Origin of the sequence: Cohnella sp. LGH (assembly GCF_017671885.1) — a bacterium.
GTDB lineage: Bacteria > Bacillota > Bacilli > Paenibacillales > Paenibacillaceae > Cohnella > Cohnella phaseoli.
The window spans coordinates 1,659,822-1,676,608 of the sequence record NZ_CP072117.1 but is presented as its reverse complement, the minus strand read 5'-3'; the positions used below and the strand labels follow the sequence as shown (position 1 = coordinate 1,676,608).

Sequence of the window (16,787 nt, the reverse complement as noted above, 5' to 3'; positions counted from 1 at the left end):
GTGGTACCACGGAAGTTTACCTTTCGTCCTTTGTGACGGGAGGTTTTTGTTTTTTTTACGGCTCTAAGCGACTGTACAGCAGGCGCCAAGCCCTACGCAAACCGCGAATTGATGTCTCTATGGAGGTAGTGCCACACATGTCCGAATCCACGAAAACCCCGAACGTCGAATTGCCGACGACCTACGACCCGACAAGCGCCGAGCGCAAATGGTACGACCATTGGCTGAAGAGCGGCTATTTTCAAGCCGGACGCCGACCTGACGCACCTAAATACACGATCGTCATTCCGCCGCCGAACGTAACGGGAATGCTGCACATCGGGCATGCGCTCGATTTTACGCTGCAGGATATTCTGATCCGCTTCAAGCGGATGCAGGGCTTTGACGCGCTCTGGCTGCCGGGAACCGATCATGCGGGCATCGCCACCCAGACGAAGGTGGAGCAGAAGCTGCGCGAAGAGGGCAAGAGCCGCTACGATCTCGGCCGCGAGGCGTTCCTGGAGAAGGTGTGGGAGTGGAAGGAGCTGTATGCGGGAACGATCCGCGACCAATGGTCGAAAATGGGGCTCAGCCTCGACTATTCCCGCGAGCGGTTTACGCTGGACGACGGCCTGTCGAAGGCGGTGCGCCAGGTGTTCGTGCGCCTGTACGACAAAGGGTTGATCTATCGCGGCAAACGGATCATTAACTGGGATCCGGCAGCTCGCACCGCTTTGTCGGACATTGAGGTCGAACATAAGGAAGTAAACGGACATCTGTATCATCTCCGTTATCCGCTTGCCGACGGCAGCGGATCGATTACGGTCGCGACAACGCGTCCGGAAACGATGCTCGGAGATACGGCTGTCGCCGTTCATCCGGAGGACGAGCGCTACAAGCATCTGATCGGCAAAATGATCCTGCTGCCGATCGTTAACCGCGAGATTCCGATTGTCGGCGACGAATATGTCGACAAGGAGTTCGGCAGCGGCGCAGTCAAGATTACGCCTGCGCACGATCCGAACGACTTCGAGGTCGGCGCAAGGCACGACCTGCCGCAAATTACGGTGATGGACGAAGGCGGCAAGATGAACGAGTTCGCCGGTCCGTACAATGGACTGGACCGCGCGGATTGCCGCAAGGCGATCGTCAAGGACTTGCAGGAGCAAGGCGTCTGCATCAACATTGAGGATCATGTGCACCAGGTCGGACACAGCGAGCGCTCCGGCGCGGTCGTCGAGCCGTATTTATCCACGCAGTGGTTCGTCAACATGAAGCCGCTCGCCGAGCAAGCGATCGTTTCGCAGAAGTCGGGAGCGGGCGTTAACTTCGTGCCGGACAGGTTCGAGAAAATTTATCTGCACTGGATCGAGAACGTGCGCGACTGGTGCATATCCCGTCAGCTCTGGTGGGGACACCGCATTCCGGCCTGGTACCACGAGACCACCGGCGAGATTTACGTCGGCATGGAAGCGCCGGAGGGCGCGGAGCAGCCGGGCTCGCCGTGGAAGCAGGACAACGACGTGCTGGATACGTGGTTCAGCTCGGCGCTGTGGCCGTTCTCCACGCTGGGCTGGCCGGAGGACAGCGAAGACTTCAAACGCTACTATCCGACCGCTGTGCTCGTGACCGGCTACGACATCATCTACTTCTGGGTTGCCCGGATGATTTTCACGGCGTTGGAGTTTACCGATCGCATTCCGTTTAAGGATGTGCTTATTCACGGCCTTGTCCGCGACGCGGACGGCCGCAAAATGTCCAAATCGCTTGGCAACGGCGTCGATCCGCTCGAGGTGATCGAGAAGTACGGCGCGGATGCGATGCGCTTTATGATCTCGACCGGCAGCACGCCAGGTCAGGATTTGCGTTTCCGTTTCGAGAAGGTCGAGCAGGCGCGCAACTTCGCCAACAAGATCTGGAACGCTTCGCGCTTCGCACTGATGAACCTGGAAGGCTTCACACATGATCAAATCGATCTGAGCGGCGAGCTGTCGACCGCGGATCGCTGGATTTTGCACCGCTTTAACGAAACCGCCCGCGACATTACTCGTCTGATGGAGAACTACGAGTTCGGAGAAACCGGACGCTTGCTGTACAACTTCATTTGGGACGATCTATGCGATTGGTATATCGAATTTTCCAAGCTTACGCTGTACGGGGACGACCCGGCGGCCAAGCGCAGCACGCAGTCGGTGCTGGCCTATGTGCTGGATCGCACTCTGCGTCTGCTGCACCCGTTCATGCCGTATTTGTCCGAGGAGATTTGGCAGCATCTGCCTCATGAGCCGGGCGAGACGATTATGCTGGCGGCTTGGCCGGAATACCGCGCCGACTTCGAAGCTTCGGGCTTCGTCAAGGAGATGGAGCTGCTGATGGAGGCAATCCGCGCGGTTCGCAACATTCGCGCGGAAGTGAATGTATCCCCGGGAAAGAAAATCGAGCTGCTGCTGAAACCGACGGGAGAGGCGGAAGAAGCGATTTTCTCGCGAAACGAAATTTACATTCAACGCTTCTGCAATACGTCCGCCTATACGCTCGATCGCGCGTTGACGCCTCCGGACAAGGCGATGACGGCGATCGTGACGGGAGCCGAGCTGTACTTGCCGCTCGCCGGATTGATCGACATTGCCCAGGAAATTGCTCGTTTGAACAAAGAGCTGGACGGTTTAAATGCTGAAGTGGAGCGGGTCGAGAAGAAGCTCTCCAACGAAGGCTATATTTCCAAAGCTCCGGCGCATGTCGTTGAGCAGGAGCGGGCCAAAGGACAGGATTACCGCGACAAGCGCGACAAGGTGCTGGCGAGAATCGCCGAGCTGCAAGGATGACGGGAGGCGCAAGGCAACATGACTAATGACAAACAAGCCGAACAGATTGCCTTCCGCACGGCCGAGGAAGCGATGGCTTGGATTACCGGGCTGACCGCTTTCGGCATCCGTCCGGGCCTTGACCGGATCCAGGCGTTGATGGAACGATTCAACCATCCGGAGCGAAGGCTGAAGTTCATCCATGTGGCGGGCACGAACGGCAAAGGCTCGGTATGCGCCTATCTGACGAGCGTGCTGCTGAAAAGCGGATACGACGTGGGGACGTTTACGTCCCCGTATCTCACCTCTTATTCCAACCGTCTGCAATACAACGGAGAAGACATCGCCGATGAGCATCTCGTATTGCTCGCCAATCGGCTGAAGCCAGCGGCGGAGGAACTGGCTGGGGGCGAGCTAGGCGCGCCTACGATGTTCGAGGTAACGACGGCGCTGGCACTGCTCTATTACGGAACGGTTTCGTTCCCTGATTACGTCGTGTGGGAGACCGGACTTGGCGGCCGTTTGGATGTGACCAACGTCGTCACCCCGGTGGTCAGCATTATTACCAACGTCGGCCACGACCATATGGACGTGCTTGGACCGACGCTGACCGATATCTCCCGCGAGAAGGCCGGCATTATCAAGTCGGGCGTGCCCGTCGTTACATCGGTCTCCCAGCCGGAGGTCGTGCAGGTCGTCGAAGAGACGGCGCGCGCGCGCAAAGCGACCGTATACCGGGCGGGAGAGCAGTTCGTCAGCGAAACGTTGACCGTGGCGGAAGATGAACAGAGCTTTTCTTTCCGCAGCCCATTCCGGGCTATTCCTGCTTTGACGATTACGCTAAGCGGAGAGCATCAGATCGCGAACGCGGCGGCGGCGGTCATGGCGCTTGAAGTGCTGCGTCAGTATTGCGCGCTGATCGTCGACGACGAGCATTTGGAAGCCGGTTTGAAGGAGACCAAATGGCCCGGAAGGCTGGAGATGGTATCCCGCCAGCCGCGAATTCTAATCGACGGAGCGCACAATCCGGAGGGGATGGAGGCGCTTAGCCGCGCTCTGAAGAACGTATATACGTTCGATCGCCTGAATGTAATGATGGCGATGATGCCGAATAAGAATCATGAGCATTCATTGCGGCATATACTACCATTGGTGGATACGCTTGTGATTACGGAACCGGATTTTCATAAAAAAATGAATGCCGACGAGCTCGCCGCTGTCGCGGCGCGGGTGGCCGCAGAGCTGGATCTGTCGCCTACCGTGATCGTGGAGCCGGATTGGCGGCGCGCGCTGGAGTTGCTGCTCGGGGCTTCATCTTCAGCCGGGGATGCGAACGTGCTGAACGCGGTGACCGGTACGCTGTACCTGATCGCGGACGTCCGTTCTTGGCTGCTTCAAGGCACGAAATCTGAAAAAGGCTGGTGAAGCTTCGTTGCAGACTGCAGAACATGTGCATTTTATCGGCATCGGCGGCTACGGCATGAGCGCCATCGCCCGGGTTATGCTGGAGATGGGCTATCGAGTGTCGGGCTCCGATGTAGCGAGCCAGGAGCTGACCGAGAAGTTGGCAGCCAAAGGCGCGCAAATTTTTATCGGTCATGAAGCGGGCAACGTACAGGGGGCCGATCTCGTCGTTTATTCGACGGCTTTGTCCAAGGACAACGTCGAGCGTCGGGAGGCGGAGAGGCTTAACATCCCCGTCTTGCACCGTGCCGAAATGCTGGCTCGTCTGTTGAACGCTCGTACAGGCATCGCGGTTGCCGGCGCGCACGGGAAGACGACGACCTCCTCCATGATCGCTCTCGTCATGGAGAATTGTCGGCTCGATCCGACTTACATTATCGGCGGGGAAATTATGAACGTCGGTACGAACGCGAAGGCGGGCAAAGGCCCGTTCGTCGTGGCGGAGGCGGACGAGAGCGACGGTTCCTTCCTCCAATACGAGTCGGCGATCGGCGTCGTGACGAACATCGAGGCCGACCATCTGGAGAACTACGACGGCGATTTCAATAAATTGAAAGCGGCATACGTATCGTTCCTGCGCAACATCAAGTCCGACGGTTGCGCCGTCGTCTGCGCGGACGACGAGAACATTCGGGAGCTGCTGCCTCAGGTTCAGGACAAACAGGTAATCACTTACGGCGCAGAGGCCGGTTACGCGGATTACAAAGCGACGAATATTGAGCTTGGAGACCGCTGCGTCTCGTTCACGGTCAGCCATCGCGGCGAGGAGCTCGGCCAAGTGTCCTTGTCCGTTCCAGGTCGCCATAACGTGTATAACGCTTTGGCAACCATTATCGTATGTCTGGAGGCGGGTGCGCCGTTCCAAACAATCGCGGAAGCGATTCAGGAGTTCCGCGGCGCCAAGAGACGGTTTCAAGTGGTTGGCGAAGTGAAGGACATGCTGGTCATCGACGACTACGCGCATCATCCGACGGAGATTCAGGCGACGATCCAGGCCGCCATAGCGACCGGAAAACGAATAATCGCCGTATTCCAGCCCCAACGATATACAAGGACGTATTTCTTGTTCGACGCATTCAGCAAAGCGTTCGCGGGTGCGGACGAAGTGTTTATTACCGACATCTACTCGCCGGCCGGCGAGCAGAAAATCGAAGGCGTCAGCTCCCGCAAGCTCGTGGAGATGATCGCCGAGAACAGTAATCCGAACGTTTCCTACGCGCCCACAAGGGAAGAAGTTCGAGACATTCTCGCCGAACGGCTGGCCCCAGGCGATCTTGTGCTGACGATGGGAGCCGGAGATATTTGGAAAACGGCTGTCGAGCTGTCCCGTTTGTTGAAGGAACGGGAAACCGAATAAACGCAACCGCTCCGGCCTTGAGAGGCCCGGGGCGGTTTTTTGTTCATATTTCTCTCTCTTCTCTCATATTCTATTTCATAGATTAGGACAAGGAGAGAAGCCGCATGCCATCCAACGCCAGAATGACCATTCGTTTCGAACCGCAGGCCAAACCGAAGCCGAAGACGAGCGAATTGCCCGCGGTCGTTCAGACCGAGCCGAAGACCAAATCGAGCGGGCTGCCTGCGGCCCTTCAACCCGAACCGATCGAAATAAAACCGATATCGCAAGAGACAGCTCCCGCCGCCCCGCCGTCGTTCGAGGCCTGGAAAGGCGCTTATCCGGACGACATTCACGCGTTGGAGGAAATCATTCGGAAATCGGACTCGCCCCGCCAACCGCTGCTAGCGGAGAAAGCTTTCTCTACCGATCCGAAGCGCAAAAAAGCTCGCGATGACCTTGAGGATATCACCGTGCTGGAATGGTTGGAGCGAGAGCGCGAAAATATAACGGACAAGCCTGCCGAGGGATACGGGGACGGGAAAACGTCCGGAGCCGACAACGGTTGGTACGATTCGATTACGACAACCGAAATCGTCCGCGAGCGCGGCCCTTCCTGGGGCAGAGTGGTGTTATCCGTAACAGGAGCAATCGCGACCGGCGTGCTGTTCGGCTACGTGGCGCTTGGTTTGTTCACCGGCGACTCATTGTTTCCGAAACAGCCGGAAGCCGCGCCTGCCGCGCTGCCGGCTCAGTCCTCCGCAGCGGTCTCCGCACCCGTCGCATCGGCAGAGAAGGGGGGAGCGACAGCGACAGAGGGGACAAGCGGAGCCGTTTCCGCGAAATCCGTTTCCGAGGCGGGAGCCAGCCGTTATTACTTGCTGCAGTTCGGCGTGTTCCGCAGCCAAGAAAGCATGGAGACTGCCGCGGGACAGCTCAAGGATAAAGGGTACTCCTGGGGGACGGATGCGAGCGACGGCTACCGCGTGTATGCGGCGGCGGCGCTGACGAAGGAGGAGGCCGAGCTGCTGGCTGCGCAGATGACCGGTCTGGACGTTTACATCAAGCCAATCGAAGGCGCCGCGCTGGAGGTCGGCTCGGGCGCTTTGACCGGAGACGGAGCGGAGTTTATCGATGCGGGCGCGGCCATGATTCGCGAGCTTGTCCGGGTATCGGGTGCGGGATTGCAGGAGCGGCAGCCTTCAGCGCTCAGCGATAAGCGGCTTGCCGAATGGCAGGCGGCTCAGGAGCGCTGGAAGAAGGCTGCCTCACATGCGGAAGCTTTGGGAAGCGGGGCCTCGGAAGAAACGGCGGCAATGACGCAAGCTCTGAAGGCCGGCGAGGCGGCCATGGCCGAGTATTTGCGCGAGCCGTCCCGGAAGCAGCTGTGGAATATGCAGACGGCGGCGATGAGCGCGCTGCTCGCGGACCATCGTTTGCGTGCGATTTTGCGCTAAATTCCGCACAATCGGCTTCCGTATGCTTCTTCGGGACTTTAGAACGGGACAGTCTGCATCGTTCAGGCTGTCTTTTGTTATATCCGTTGTGCGACTTGTACGAGGGCCGTATAATGAAAGAGAAGTGTTGAAGAATGGTGGGAGACAGGGATAAATGAAGAAAAACGGATGGATTCTGCTGCTGTTTATCTTTCTCGGACTGCTGGCCGGCGCGTTGCTCGCGAATTGGCTGAAGGAGGTTCCGGGACTCTCTTTCTTGACCCGCGCGATGGAGGTCAGTTGGTCGCCGGCTGCAGATTTGGCGGTAATCAAATACAGCTTGAATCTTGAAATTCGGCTAAGCCTGCTCAGCGTGATCGGCGCAGCCGTCGCAATCTGGCTTTATCGTAAAATGTAACTGCGGCCGGAGGGCCGAAAATAAAAAAAGCTTCGGGGCTGTCTCCTGGCATTCCCGCAGCTTTTTTTAATCCGTATGATTTTTATCGCGTCATTGAAGGCGATTCAATCCGCTTTTCTGGTTATGCTGATGGAGAAGACTTCGATGAACTCAATGTATGCCTATCGTTTGGGAGGAATTTATCGTGAATTCAATGTCGCCTTCAACAAACGATCATTCGCAGGGTGCCGACATTTCCGCGCCGCTGCTCATTCTGGCCTCCTCGTCGCCGAGACGACAGGAGCTGGTACGTACGTTCCGGCTTCCTTACAAAGTTGTCGTTAGCGATGCGGACGAGGCTGTCGAGCCGAACATGCTGCCGGAGCAGGTTGTGGAGGAGCTGTCTTTAAGGAAAGCGCAGGCTGTACTGGAGCATAAGCTGTCCGCGGAAGACAAGCCAGGCATTGTGATTGGTTCGGATACGATCGTTGTGCTGGAGGATCGGATTCTTGGCAAACCCGTTGACGAGGCCGACGCCTTCTCGATGCTCAAAGGGCTTCAGGGCCGTACTCATCGGGTGTATAGCGGAGTGGCCTGCATCCATACGGATACAGGAGAAGAGCCAGACAGCCACGAGACTGCGGATGGCGCCGGGGGTATGAGCCGTCTGCCGGAGAAGGAGGGCGAGTCTTCCGGCGAAGTCGGAGCTGTGGTGCTTGGAGATACCGGTCAATATCGCTTATGCGCGCGATTGCCGGGCGGGAGTCCCGGAGCTATTGTGGGCCATACGGTTAGCCATGTGACTTTCCGGCCTATGAGCGACGAGGAGATTTATGCCTACATAAAAACCGGCGAGCCGCGCGATAAGGCGGGAAGTTACGGGGTACAGGGACTTGGCGCGGTTTTTATCGAGAAAATCGAAGGCGATTTTTACAGTGTCATGGGGCTGCCCTTGAATATGCTTTATCAAATGCTTTTAACGTTTAAAGCCGATCCCTTTAAAACGTTCTATGAGCGTTGATCCGTGCGATCCGTATTAGAAAATTTTAAGGATTACCTTCGACATCCGATTTGAACTTATCTGAAGCTAAATCCGTCGAATAGGGAAGCGTCTCTACGCGGAAAATATACGATGGAGGGGTGTTTTATTTTACGATTTGGAGGGAAGTCGGAGATTCGATTCCGGGTATGAAATCATGATATAATAAAAGATACAAGCATAAACGGCTTAAGCCGTCCTGAGGATCGGTAGGGATAACGTTTATGTCGGAGACGATTTCCAAGAAGGCTCGCGAATGTCATCCTTTCTGAATCATGTATCAAGGGATGTCCCCTCTTCGAACGACGAAGCCAATTCCGCAGCCGATGCGGCGTACGAAAGCTGGTTATCTCATTGGAGCAAAGATCTTTTCGCTTGAGAGAGCTTCCTTCCGGGGAACGCCCGCGGGAGCGCATGCAGCAGCATGGGGCGCAGGCGCTCAGCCATGCCGAACTGCTTGCTATTTTGCTGCGGACGGGAACACGGAACGAATCGGCGGTTTACTTGGCTCAGCGCATTCTGAACGAATGCGGAGGACTGAGGAAGTTGGCGGAGAGCGGCTGGGAGGATTTGACCCATATTCGCGGGATCGGTCCGGCCAAGGCGCTTCAGCTTCAGGCTTCCATCGAGCTGGGCCGAAGAATTGCCCGTTCCAAGCTGCCTGAGACGGTCAAGATTACTTGTCCTCAGGACGTTGCCGACCTTCTTATGGAGGAAATGCGGCATTACCGGGAGGAGCAATTCGTCTGCTTGTTCTTGAACACCAAAAATCATGTCATCGGCCGTCAGACGTTATCGATCGGCAGTCTTAACGCTTCCATCGTTCATCCGCGGGAAGTGTTCAAGGCAGCTATCAGGCGCAGCAGCGCATCGATTCTTTGCGCGCATAATCACCCCAGCGGCGACCCGACGCCGAGCGCAGAGGATCTTCAACTGACAAAGAGGCTGGCGGAAGCCGGTCAATTGCTGGGCATCGAGCTTCTCGACCATTTGGTAATCGGTGACAGCAGCTTTATTAGTTTGAAGGAGATGGGCTGCATATAATATAATGAGTTAGATTGTCCCGACGACTGAAGCGCAGCCTGAGCGTCAACCCAGCAGTCGCGGTCATAGCAGGAGGTAGCTAGAATGGTTGGAGGATTCACGCGTGATCTGGGCATCGATCTCGGAACCGCAAATACGCTTGTGTACATGAAAGGCAAGGGAATAGTCGTCAGAGAGCCGTCCGTGGTCGCTCTGCGTACTGATACAAAGAAAATCGAAGCGGTAGGCTCGGACGCGAAGAAAATGATCGGTCGTACGCCCGGCAACATTGTAGCCATACGTCCGATGAAAGACGGCGTAATCGCGGATTTCGAGACGACGGCGACGATGATTAAGTATTTTATTCGCAATGCACAGAAGCCTCGGGCCATGTTCCCGCGCCACCCGGACGTGATGGTGTGCGTGCCTTCCGGCATTACGGCCGTCGAGAAACGCGCTGTAGAGGATGCCACGAAGCAGGCGGGAGCCAGGGAAGCCTATATTATCGAAGAGCCGTTCGCTGCAGCCATCGGAGCGGATTTGCCCGTGTGGGAACCGACCGGCAGCATGGTCGTCGATATTGGCGGCGGTACGACGGAAGTCGCCGTTATCTCGCTCGGCGGCATCGTTACAAGCAAGTCGATCCGCATTGCGGGAGACGAGATGGACGATGCGATTATCGCTTATATTAAGCGTCTGTACAATTTGATGATCGGAGAGCGGACCTCTGAGCAGCTCAAGATGGAGATCGGCTCCGCCATGCCATTGGACAAGATCGAATCGATTGAAATTCGCGGGCGCGACCTTGTGAGCGGCTTGCCGAAGACGCTTGCAATCACTTCGGACGAGGTGACGGAAGCGTTGGCCGATACGGTCAATTCGATTATCGAGGCGGTTAAGGCGACGCTGGAGAAGTGTCCTCCGGAGCTGTCTGCGGACATTATGGATCGTGGTATCGTGCTGACCGGCGGCGGAGCTCTGCTGCGCAATTTGGACAAGCTGCTCGCCCGCGAGACAGGGATGCCGGTGCTGGTCGCCGAGAACCCGCTCGATTGCGTGGCGATCGGAACCGGCCGTGCGCTTGAGAACATCCATCTGTTCAAGTCCAAAGGCGGTTCGTCCCGATCCAGCCGATAAATCTTTAGATCGGGAAAGCAGGTGAGCGCGATCTTTCGCTTAATGCGCAATAAGCGTTTGTTTATTCTCATGATAGGGCTGATCCTGTTTATCGCCCTAATGGGGTTTACGTTCGGCAGAAACCGGTTAACTTGGCCGGAGAAGTTCGTCAGCGATGCCATCGGGACTGTGCAAGGCGTGTTTTACCGGCCGGTCGGAGCGGTTGCGGATTTCTTCCGCGACCTCGGCCGGCTTTCCGATGTCTATAAGGAGAACGAGCAACTGCGCCAGACGGTCGCCCAATATACGCAGGATCAGATTCGGTTTAATCAGCTCGAAGCGGATAATAAGCGTCTGCAAGAGGAGCTTAATTTTACCGAAAGACAGAAGAATATGGACAATTACCGCTATCTGATCGCGCATGTGGTCGGGAGCACGTCCAATCCATACGAACGGACGATTACGATCAATCTGGGCAGCAAGGACGGCATCAAGCCAGAGATGGCTGTAAGAACGGTAGAAGGGCTTGTGGGCTTGGTCAGCAAGGTCAAAAACTTCACATCCACCGTCACTCTGATCTCAAATCTGGACCCCAGCTCTTCCAAAGGCTCTCCCGTATCCGCCACATTCCTCAGCAAACCGGACTCTTTTGGAATTATCGAATACGACGAGGAAACGAAGACGTTGATGATGTCCAAAATCGAGGAAAAAGACAAGCCGATGGACGGAGATACGGTCATTACTTCCGGACTCGGCAGCTTATTCCCGAAGGGCATTATTGTCGGGACGGTCAAGAGCAGCCAGGTAGGCGACTTCGGGCTGACCTACACGGCGGTTATTGAACCTGCGGCCAAATTCAATCATCTCCAGGAAGTGTTCGTCATCGTCGTGCCCGAGTTGGATGATGTGAATGAGGTGGATGAGCCGTGAGCATGCGCATCAACTGGGCGATTTTGCTGGGGCTTGTACTCGTAATTTTGGAAAATGCGGTCGTGCCCTGGCTGATTCCGCCGGGCTGGAGCGACAGGCTGCTGCCTCATTTGACGTTCATTTTAACAATTTTCGTAGCAGGCTACGCAGGACGCCACCCCGCGTTTCTCTTTGGCCTCGGCTTCGGGCTGCTTCAGGATATGTTGGCATATGGACATCTCATCGGGCCTTACGGCTTCGGTATGGGCTTGATCGGGTATTTCGCAGGCTTGCTCTCGGAATACAAGAGTTATACGATCGGTCTGTTCTCATGGGTGATTCTGGTGTTCGGAATGATGCTCGATTCTATCGTCTATTGGATTTATAATTTGTTTCGCCTTACGAATCTGCAGTTTGCGCATGTTTTTTATTGGCAGGTGGCGCCGACCGCGCTCCTGCAGCTGCTGATCGCTCTTCTGATGTACGTTCCGGTGCGCCGCTACTTGGTCAAGGCATTGCCATCCACGGGAGAAGACAGTTCGGAATAAGGCATGTTTGACCCGGTAGGCAGGAATTCCGCTTTGCGAAGCCGAATTTCAAATAGCGTAAGGAGGGCGGGCATCGTGACGGGCAAATCTATTATTACGATCAAAGGCGTCAAAGAGGGACTCGTCTTTCAACTGGACGACCAATGCGACTTCGTTGAACTGCTGGACGAGTTGAGCACGAAATTGGACAAACACGGTCAGCAGTTCAACGGGCCGATCGTTCATATTTTTATAAAGCTTGGCGCAAGGCAACTGAGCGAAGAGGATAAGGAACGGCTGAAGGCGATTTTGCGCAAGCAGGGCAATTTGCTTGTTCAATCGATTGAAAGCGATCCGCCGGAGGCCGATCCGGCTGCGAAGCCGGCTGCTCATCTGCATACGATGACAGGCATTATCCGATCCGGGCAGACGGTCGAGTACGAAGGGCATCTGCTTCTGATCGGAGACGTTAACCCCGGCGGCACGATCCGCTGCAGCGGGGACGTCTATGTGCTCGGAGCACTTCGGGGGAGCGTGCATGCGGGGACGCAGGGCAATGCGGAGGCTATCATTGCGGCCTCGCTCATGAGACCGACTCAGCTTCGTATCGCCGACATTATCAGCCGGCCTCCGGACGAATGGGCATCGGCCGAGCCTTGGATGGAATATGCGTTTCTGAACGAAGGCAAGATGTCCATCGATAAGTTGAGCGGCCTGGGACGTCACCGCAAAGAAGTCATGCTGTTCAAAGGAGTGTAGATCATGGGAGAAGCGATCGTTGTCACATCGGGCAAAGGCGGAGTCGGCAAGACGACGACATCGGCGAATTTGGGCACCGCCTTGGCGATTCTGGGACAGAAGGTATGCATGATCGATACCGACATCGGCTTGCGCAACCTGGACGTGGTCATGGGGCTTGAAAATCGGATCGTGTACGATCTGATCGACGTGGCCGAGGGACGCTGCCGGGTGAATCAGGCTTTAATCAAGGATAAGCGTTTCGATGAGCTGTATTTGCTGCCCGCAGCGCAGACGAAGGATAAAAACGATATTTCTCCGGATCAGGTGCGCCAGATCGTCGAGAGCTTGAAGCCGGATTTCGATTATATCATTATCGACTGTCCGGCGGGAATCGAACAGGGCTTTCGCAACGCCATCGCCGGTGCTTCCCAGGCGATCATCGTTACGACGCCGGAGAACGCCGCCGTTCGCGATGCGGATCGGGTAATCGGGCTGCTGGAGAAGAGCAATTTCCCGTCGCCCAAGCTGGTGATCAACCGCATACGTCCGGGCCTTGTCCGCAGCGGGGATATGCTTGAAGTGGACGATATTTGCCAAGTGCTTGCTATCGATCTGATCGGCATCGTGCCGGACGACGAGTCCGTCATCAAAGCTTCGAATTCCGGGGAGCCTACGGTGATGAACGTGAACTCCCGAGCCGCGCTCGCTTATCGCAACATCGCGCGGCGCATTTTGGGTGAAACGGTTCCTCTCTCCCATCTTGACGAGAAGTCGGGCATGTTTAGCAAAGTAAAGAAGTTTCTTGGAATGGGATGATCGGGCTTGCTTAACCGATTGAAGAATATCGACTGGATGATGCTGACGATCCTCCTGATGTTTATGGGAATCAGCACGCTCGCGGTCCGCAGCGCAACGTATAACAATCCCGCGTATGTGAATCATGATCTCAAGACCATGATCTTTTACGGGATTGGTTTCGGCGTCGTCCTCTTGGCGACGTTGGTCGATTACCGTTTGATTTTAAAAACCTGGTATGTCTGGTACGCCATCGGCATCATTATGCTATTGCTTATTTTCGTGCTGGTGGAGCCGAAGAACGGAGCGCGCAGCTGGTTCGAATTCGGCGAAGTGTCGTTTCAGCCGGCAGAGATCATGAAGCTGTTCCTCATCATCGGGATCGCGGCCATCATGGGACGAAGGCAGGGAGACCCGCTGCGCATGCGCAGCGATGTGATGGTTGTGGCGGCGTTTTCCTTCGTGCCGTTCCTGCTCGTCATGCTCCAGCCGGATTTGGGCAACGCGATGATCTACATTTTTATCGTGCTCGGCATGTTATGGATCGGCAATGTCCGCTATTCGTACGTCATGATCGGACTTGCTGCCGTGCTGGGCGGTTTGCTGCTGTTCGTTACGCTGTTTAATTCCTACAATGCGGAGATCGAATCCTATCTGAACGACCGCAAGCTAGGGCACTGGTACGAGAGGATCAATACGTACATTCACCCGGAGGAGGCGTCGGCCGATGCCAGACGTCAATCCGAATACGCAATGATCGCCATCGGTTCCGGCGGGCTTGCGGGGGACGGCTACCTGCAAGGCGAATCCAAAAACCGCAAGTTTATTCCGTACACCTATTCGGACTCCATCTTCGTCGTCATCGGCGAGGAGTTCGGCTTTCAAGGCGCGGCGCTGCTGCTGCTGCTGTACTTCCTATTCATCTACCGGATGATTCTGATCGCATATCAATGCTACGACCGACGAGGGTCATTCATCATTATCGGCATTGCGACGATGATGGTGTTTCAGATTTTCCAGAACATCGGAATGATGATCGGGATTATGCCGATTACCGGCATAACGCTGCCCTTCATCAGCTACGGCGGCACATCGTTGCTGCTGAATATGCTGTCGATCGGACTTGTGTTCAGCATTAAAGCGCACCAGGAGAAAAACCAACTGGATCAATGACGAGCTTCATAGCGTCGGCCTGAACGGGTCGTCCTTCCGCCATTTTCGACGATGGCGCGAGGACGGCCCGTTCGTCGTTTGCGCCGTCTCTCGGCAAGGTCTATTCCCCGCTTGTCCGCCATAAAATAGTACAAACGGAGGAGGGGCTGGCGATGCAAGTACGGGACAATGTACGCGAGCGGAGACGGGAGAGAATTGCTCGGCTGGTGGAACGACAAGAGGTACAATCCGCGCCGTCGCCGGGTCGGGAGCAGCAATCAAGGGATAGCTTGGTTGCGGATGCACGAGAGGAGATACCTGCGTTTTCCGAGTTGGAAGCGCCGCCTGCCGAGTCTAGAGGAGAACTCGTCCGTCCGGACAATTCGTCGTCCGACTCGGATCCCGAGCTGTGGTGGAGAGAACGGGAGAAACGGCTGAAAACGGGACAAGCGCTCGGATGGGAAGGACTGAAAAGCCTTCCTCCGACATCGGACGGCGGCGGGGGAGGCAGTGGCGGAGTTCATTCGGATCGGTTTCTTCGCGGAGTCGGCGTGAGACTGGTCATCGCCGCGCTCGCGTTCGCAGGCTTCTGGGCTTGGATGAAGCTGGAACTGCCAGGCAGTGGGCCGGCGAAGGAATGGATGGTCGAATCGGTATCGCGTGATATGGATTTCCGTGCCATCGAAGCCTGGTACGGAGATACGTTCGGAGGGTCGCCGTCCTTCCTCACGTTCGGCCGCCAGGAGCCGGATACGCTTGAGGTCGCAGCATTGCTTGACCCGACGGCCACCTCGGTGCCGGTTCGAGGGACGATTGTTCAGACGTTTGCCGATAACGGGAAAGGGGTGCAGGTGGCCGCGCAAGGAGACAGCGAAGTGTTCGCCGTCTTTACCGGTAAGGTACAGCAGGTTACCCGGGACGACAAGAGCGGCGTGACGATCCTCGTGCAGCATCAGAATCGCGTTCTGACGGTTTACGGCGGTCTGGCGGAAGCCATCGTCAAGCCGAACGAGTGGGTCCAAACAGGACAAGCGATAGGCCGTCTCGGCCCGGCCGCCAGCGATCAATCCGAAGCGGTGCTCAGTTTCTCTGTGCAGCACGACGGCAAAGCAATAGATCCGGCGGAAGTGGTCGGCCTTGATTAAATGGAAGGGGATCGGGTTCCGGCTGCATCCGCTTTTTGTGCTGATTATGATCGGCTCGGTCGCGACCGGCCGATTTGCCGAGCTTATCGTTTTATTTTTTATCGTTTTATGGCATGAATTGGGGCATCTGATGGCTGCCTTGCGGTTTGGCTGGAAGGTGAGGGAGATCAAGCTGCTGCCGTTCGGCGGAGTAGTGGAGGTCGAGGATGCGGGCTCGGTTCCCGTACGCGAGGAGCTATGGGTTGCGATAGCCGGTCCGGCTCAGAACGCCGTTCTGGCGGCGATTGGATTGCTGCTCGGATACGTGGGCTGGATCGACAAAGCTTGGTCGGAAGATTTCGTTCGCGCCAATGCGGTAATCGCTTTTTTTAATTTGCTGCCCATATTGCCGCTTGACGGAGGGCGGATGCTGCAATCGTGGCTCAGCCTGCGAATTCCGTACCATCGGACGCTGCTATGGAGCGTGAAGATCAGTCTGCTCTTCAGCGGGATGATGGTTGCCGTATCGCTCTATCCTCTTGCCAGAGGCGGATTGCTTCATCTCAATTTGCTGGCCGTCGGCCTATTTCTCTGTGCGTCCAACTGGACTTATTTTCGCAATATTCCGTTTGTTTTCCTGCGTTTTCTCGTCCATCGCAGCGAGCGGGCGGAGCTGCATTTTGACCGGGGAAAGCTGTCGATGCCGATTGTCATTTCGGAGAATCGACCGCTTGCGCGTATTTTGAAGCTGTATATGAAAGAGCAATACCATCTCGTTTACGTGATGAAGCAGGGAAAAATCGCTCGCGTTGTTCCCGAAAAAGCGATTATTGACGGATTTCTTGGTCGAATGTCATCCGGGCATGCGGATTTGAGATTTTTCATGTAAAATAAGAGGAGAGATAATTTTCGGATGCTGAAAAAAAGTCCCCGTTAGGGAGGTTG

Annotated in this window: 15 protein-coding genes; all 15 read left to right on the top strand. The window is 56.0% G+C overall.

Annotation, left to right across the window (positions count from 1 at the left end):
• Positions 1–137 precede the first annotated feature (137 nt).
• Complete coding sequence (locus J4772_RS06705; protein WP_209074638.1) at positions 138–2,804, top strand: valine--tRNA ligase; 2,667 nt, start codon at positions 138–140, stop codon at positions 2,802–2,804.
• An 18-nt stretch (positions 2,805–2,822) separates the two neighbouring features.
• The gene (locus tag J4772_RS06700; RefSeq protein ID WP_209074637.1) at positions 2,823–4,208 is read left to right on the top strand and encodes a bifunctional folylpolyglutamate synthase/dihydrofolate synthase; all 1,386 of its coding nucleotides are present in this window, start codon (positions 2,823–2,825) and stop codon (positions 4,206–4,208) included.
• A 7-nt stretch (positions 4,209–4,215) separates the two neighbouring features.
• On the top strand, positions 4,216–5,604 hold the full coding sequence (gene murC, locus J4772_RS06695; protein ID WP_209074636.1) for a UDP-N-acetylmuramate--L-alanine ligase: 1,389 nt from the start codon (positions 4,216–4,218) through the stop codon (positions 5,602–5,604).
• A gap of 104 nt (positions 5,605–5,708) precedes the next feature.
• On the top strand, positions 5,709–7,040 hold the full coding sequence (locus J4772_RS06690; protein ID WP_209074635.1) for an SPOR domain-containing protein: 1,332 nt from the start codon (positions 5,709–5,711) through the stop codon (positions 7,038–7,040).
• A 154-nt stretch (positions 7,041–7,194) separates the two neighbouring features.
• A complete protein-coding gene (locus tag J4772_RS06685; RefSeq protein ID WP_116059134.1) occupies positions 7,195–7,437 on the top strand; it encodes a DUF4321 domain-containing protein in 243 nt (80 codons plus the stop codon).
• 193 nt (positions 7,438–7,630) lie between these two features.
• Positions 7,631–8,437: a Maf family protein gene (locus tag J4772_RS06680; RefSeq protein ID WP_209077004.1), complete on the top strand. Its 807-nt coding sequence runs from the start codon at positions 7,631–7,633 to the stop codon at positions 8,435–8,437.
• Positions 8,438–8,809: 372 nt separating this feature from the next.
• Positions 8,810–9,499, top strand: coding sequence for a RadC family protein (gene radC, locus J4772_RS06675; protein WP_256442680.1), 690 nt, complete (start codon positions 8,810–8,812; stop codon positions 9,497–9,499).
• A gap of 84 nt (positions 9,500–9,583) precedes the next feature.
• Entirely contained in the window at positions 9,584–10,615 is a 1,032-nt protein-coding gene (locus J4772_RS06670) for a rod shape-determining protein (RefSeq protein ID WP_116059133.1), read from the top strand.
• 42 nt (positions 10,616–10,657) lie between these two features.
• On the top strand, positions 10,658–11,524 hold the full coding sequence (gene mreC, locus J4772_RS06665) for a rod shape-determining protein MreC (RefSeq protein WP_209074634.1): 867 nt from the start codon (positions 10,658–10,660) through the stop codon (positions 11,522–11,524).
• A gap of 2 nt (positions 11,525–11,526) precedes the next feature.
• On the top strand, positions 11,527–12,051 hold the full coding sequence (mreD, locus tag J4772_RS06660) for a rod shape-determining protein MreD (RefSeq protein ID WP_247741174.1): 525 nt from the start codon (positions 11,527–11,529) through the stop codon (positions 12,049–12,051).
• 72 nt (positions 12,052–12,123) lie between these two features.
• Entirely contained in the window at positions 12,124–12,789 is a 666-nt protein-coding gene (minC, locus tag J4772_RS06655) for a septum site-determining protein MinC (RefSeq protein ID WP_371822888.1), read from the top strand.
• Positions 12,790–12,792: 3 nt separating this feature from the next.
• A complete protein-coding gene (minD, locus tag J4772_RS06650; protein ID WP_116059129.1) occupies positions 12,793–13,587 on the top strand; it encodes a septum site-determining protein MinD in 795 nt (264 codons plus the stop codon).
• Between the two features lie 6 nt (positions 13,588–13,593).
• On the top strand, positions 13,594–14,739 hold the full coding sequence (locus J4772_RS06645) for an FtsW/RodA/SpoVE family cell cycle protein (protein WP_116059128.1): 1,146 nt from the start codon (positions 13,594–13,596) through the stop codon (positions 14,737–14,739).
• A gap of 152 nt (positions 14,740–14,891) precedes the next feature.
• Entirely contained in the window at positions 14,892–15,863 is a 972-nt protein-coding gene (locus J4772_RS06640) for a M23 family metallopeptidase (protein WP_209074631.1), read from the top strand.
• Positions 15,856–16,731: a M50 family metallopeptidase gene (locus J4772_RS06635; RefSeq protein WP_209074630.1), complete on the top strand. Its 876-nt coding sequence runs from the start codon at positions 15,856–15,858 to the stop codon at positions 16,729–16,731. The genes J4772_RS06640 and J4772_RS06635 overlap by 8 nt, the downstream gene beginning before the upstream one ends.
• The last annotated feature ends 56 nt before the right edge of the window (positions 16,732–16,787 follow it).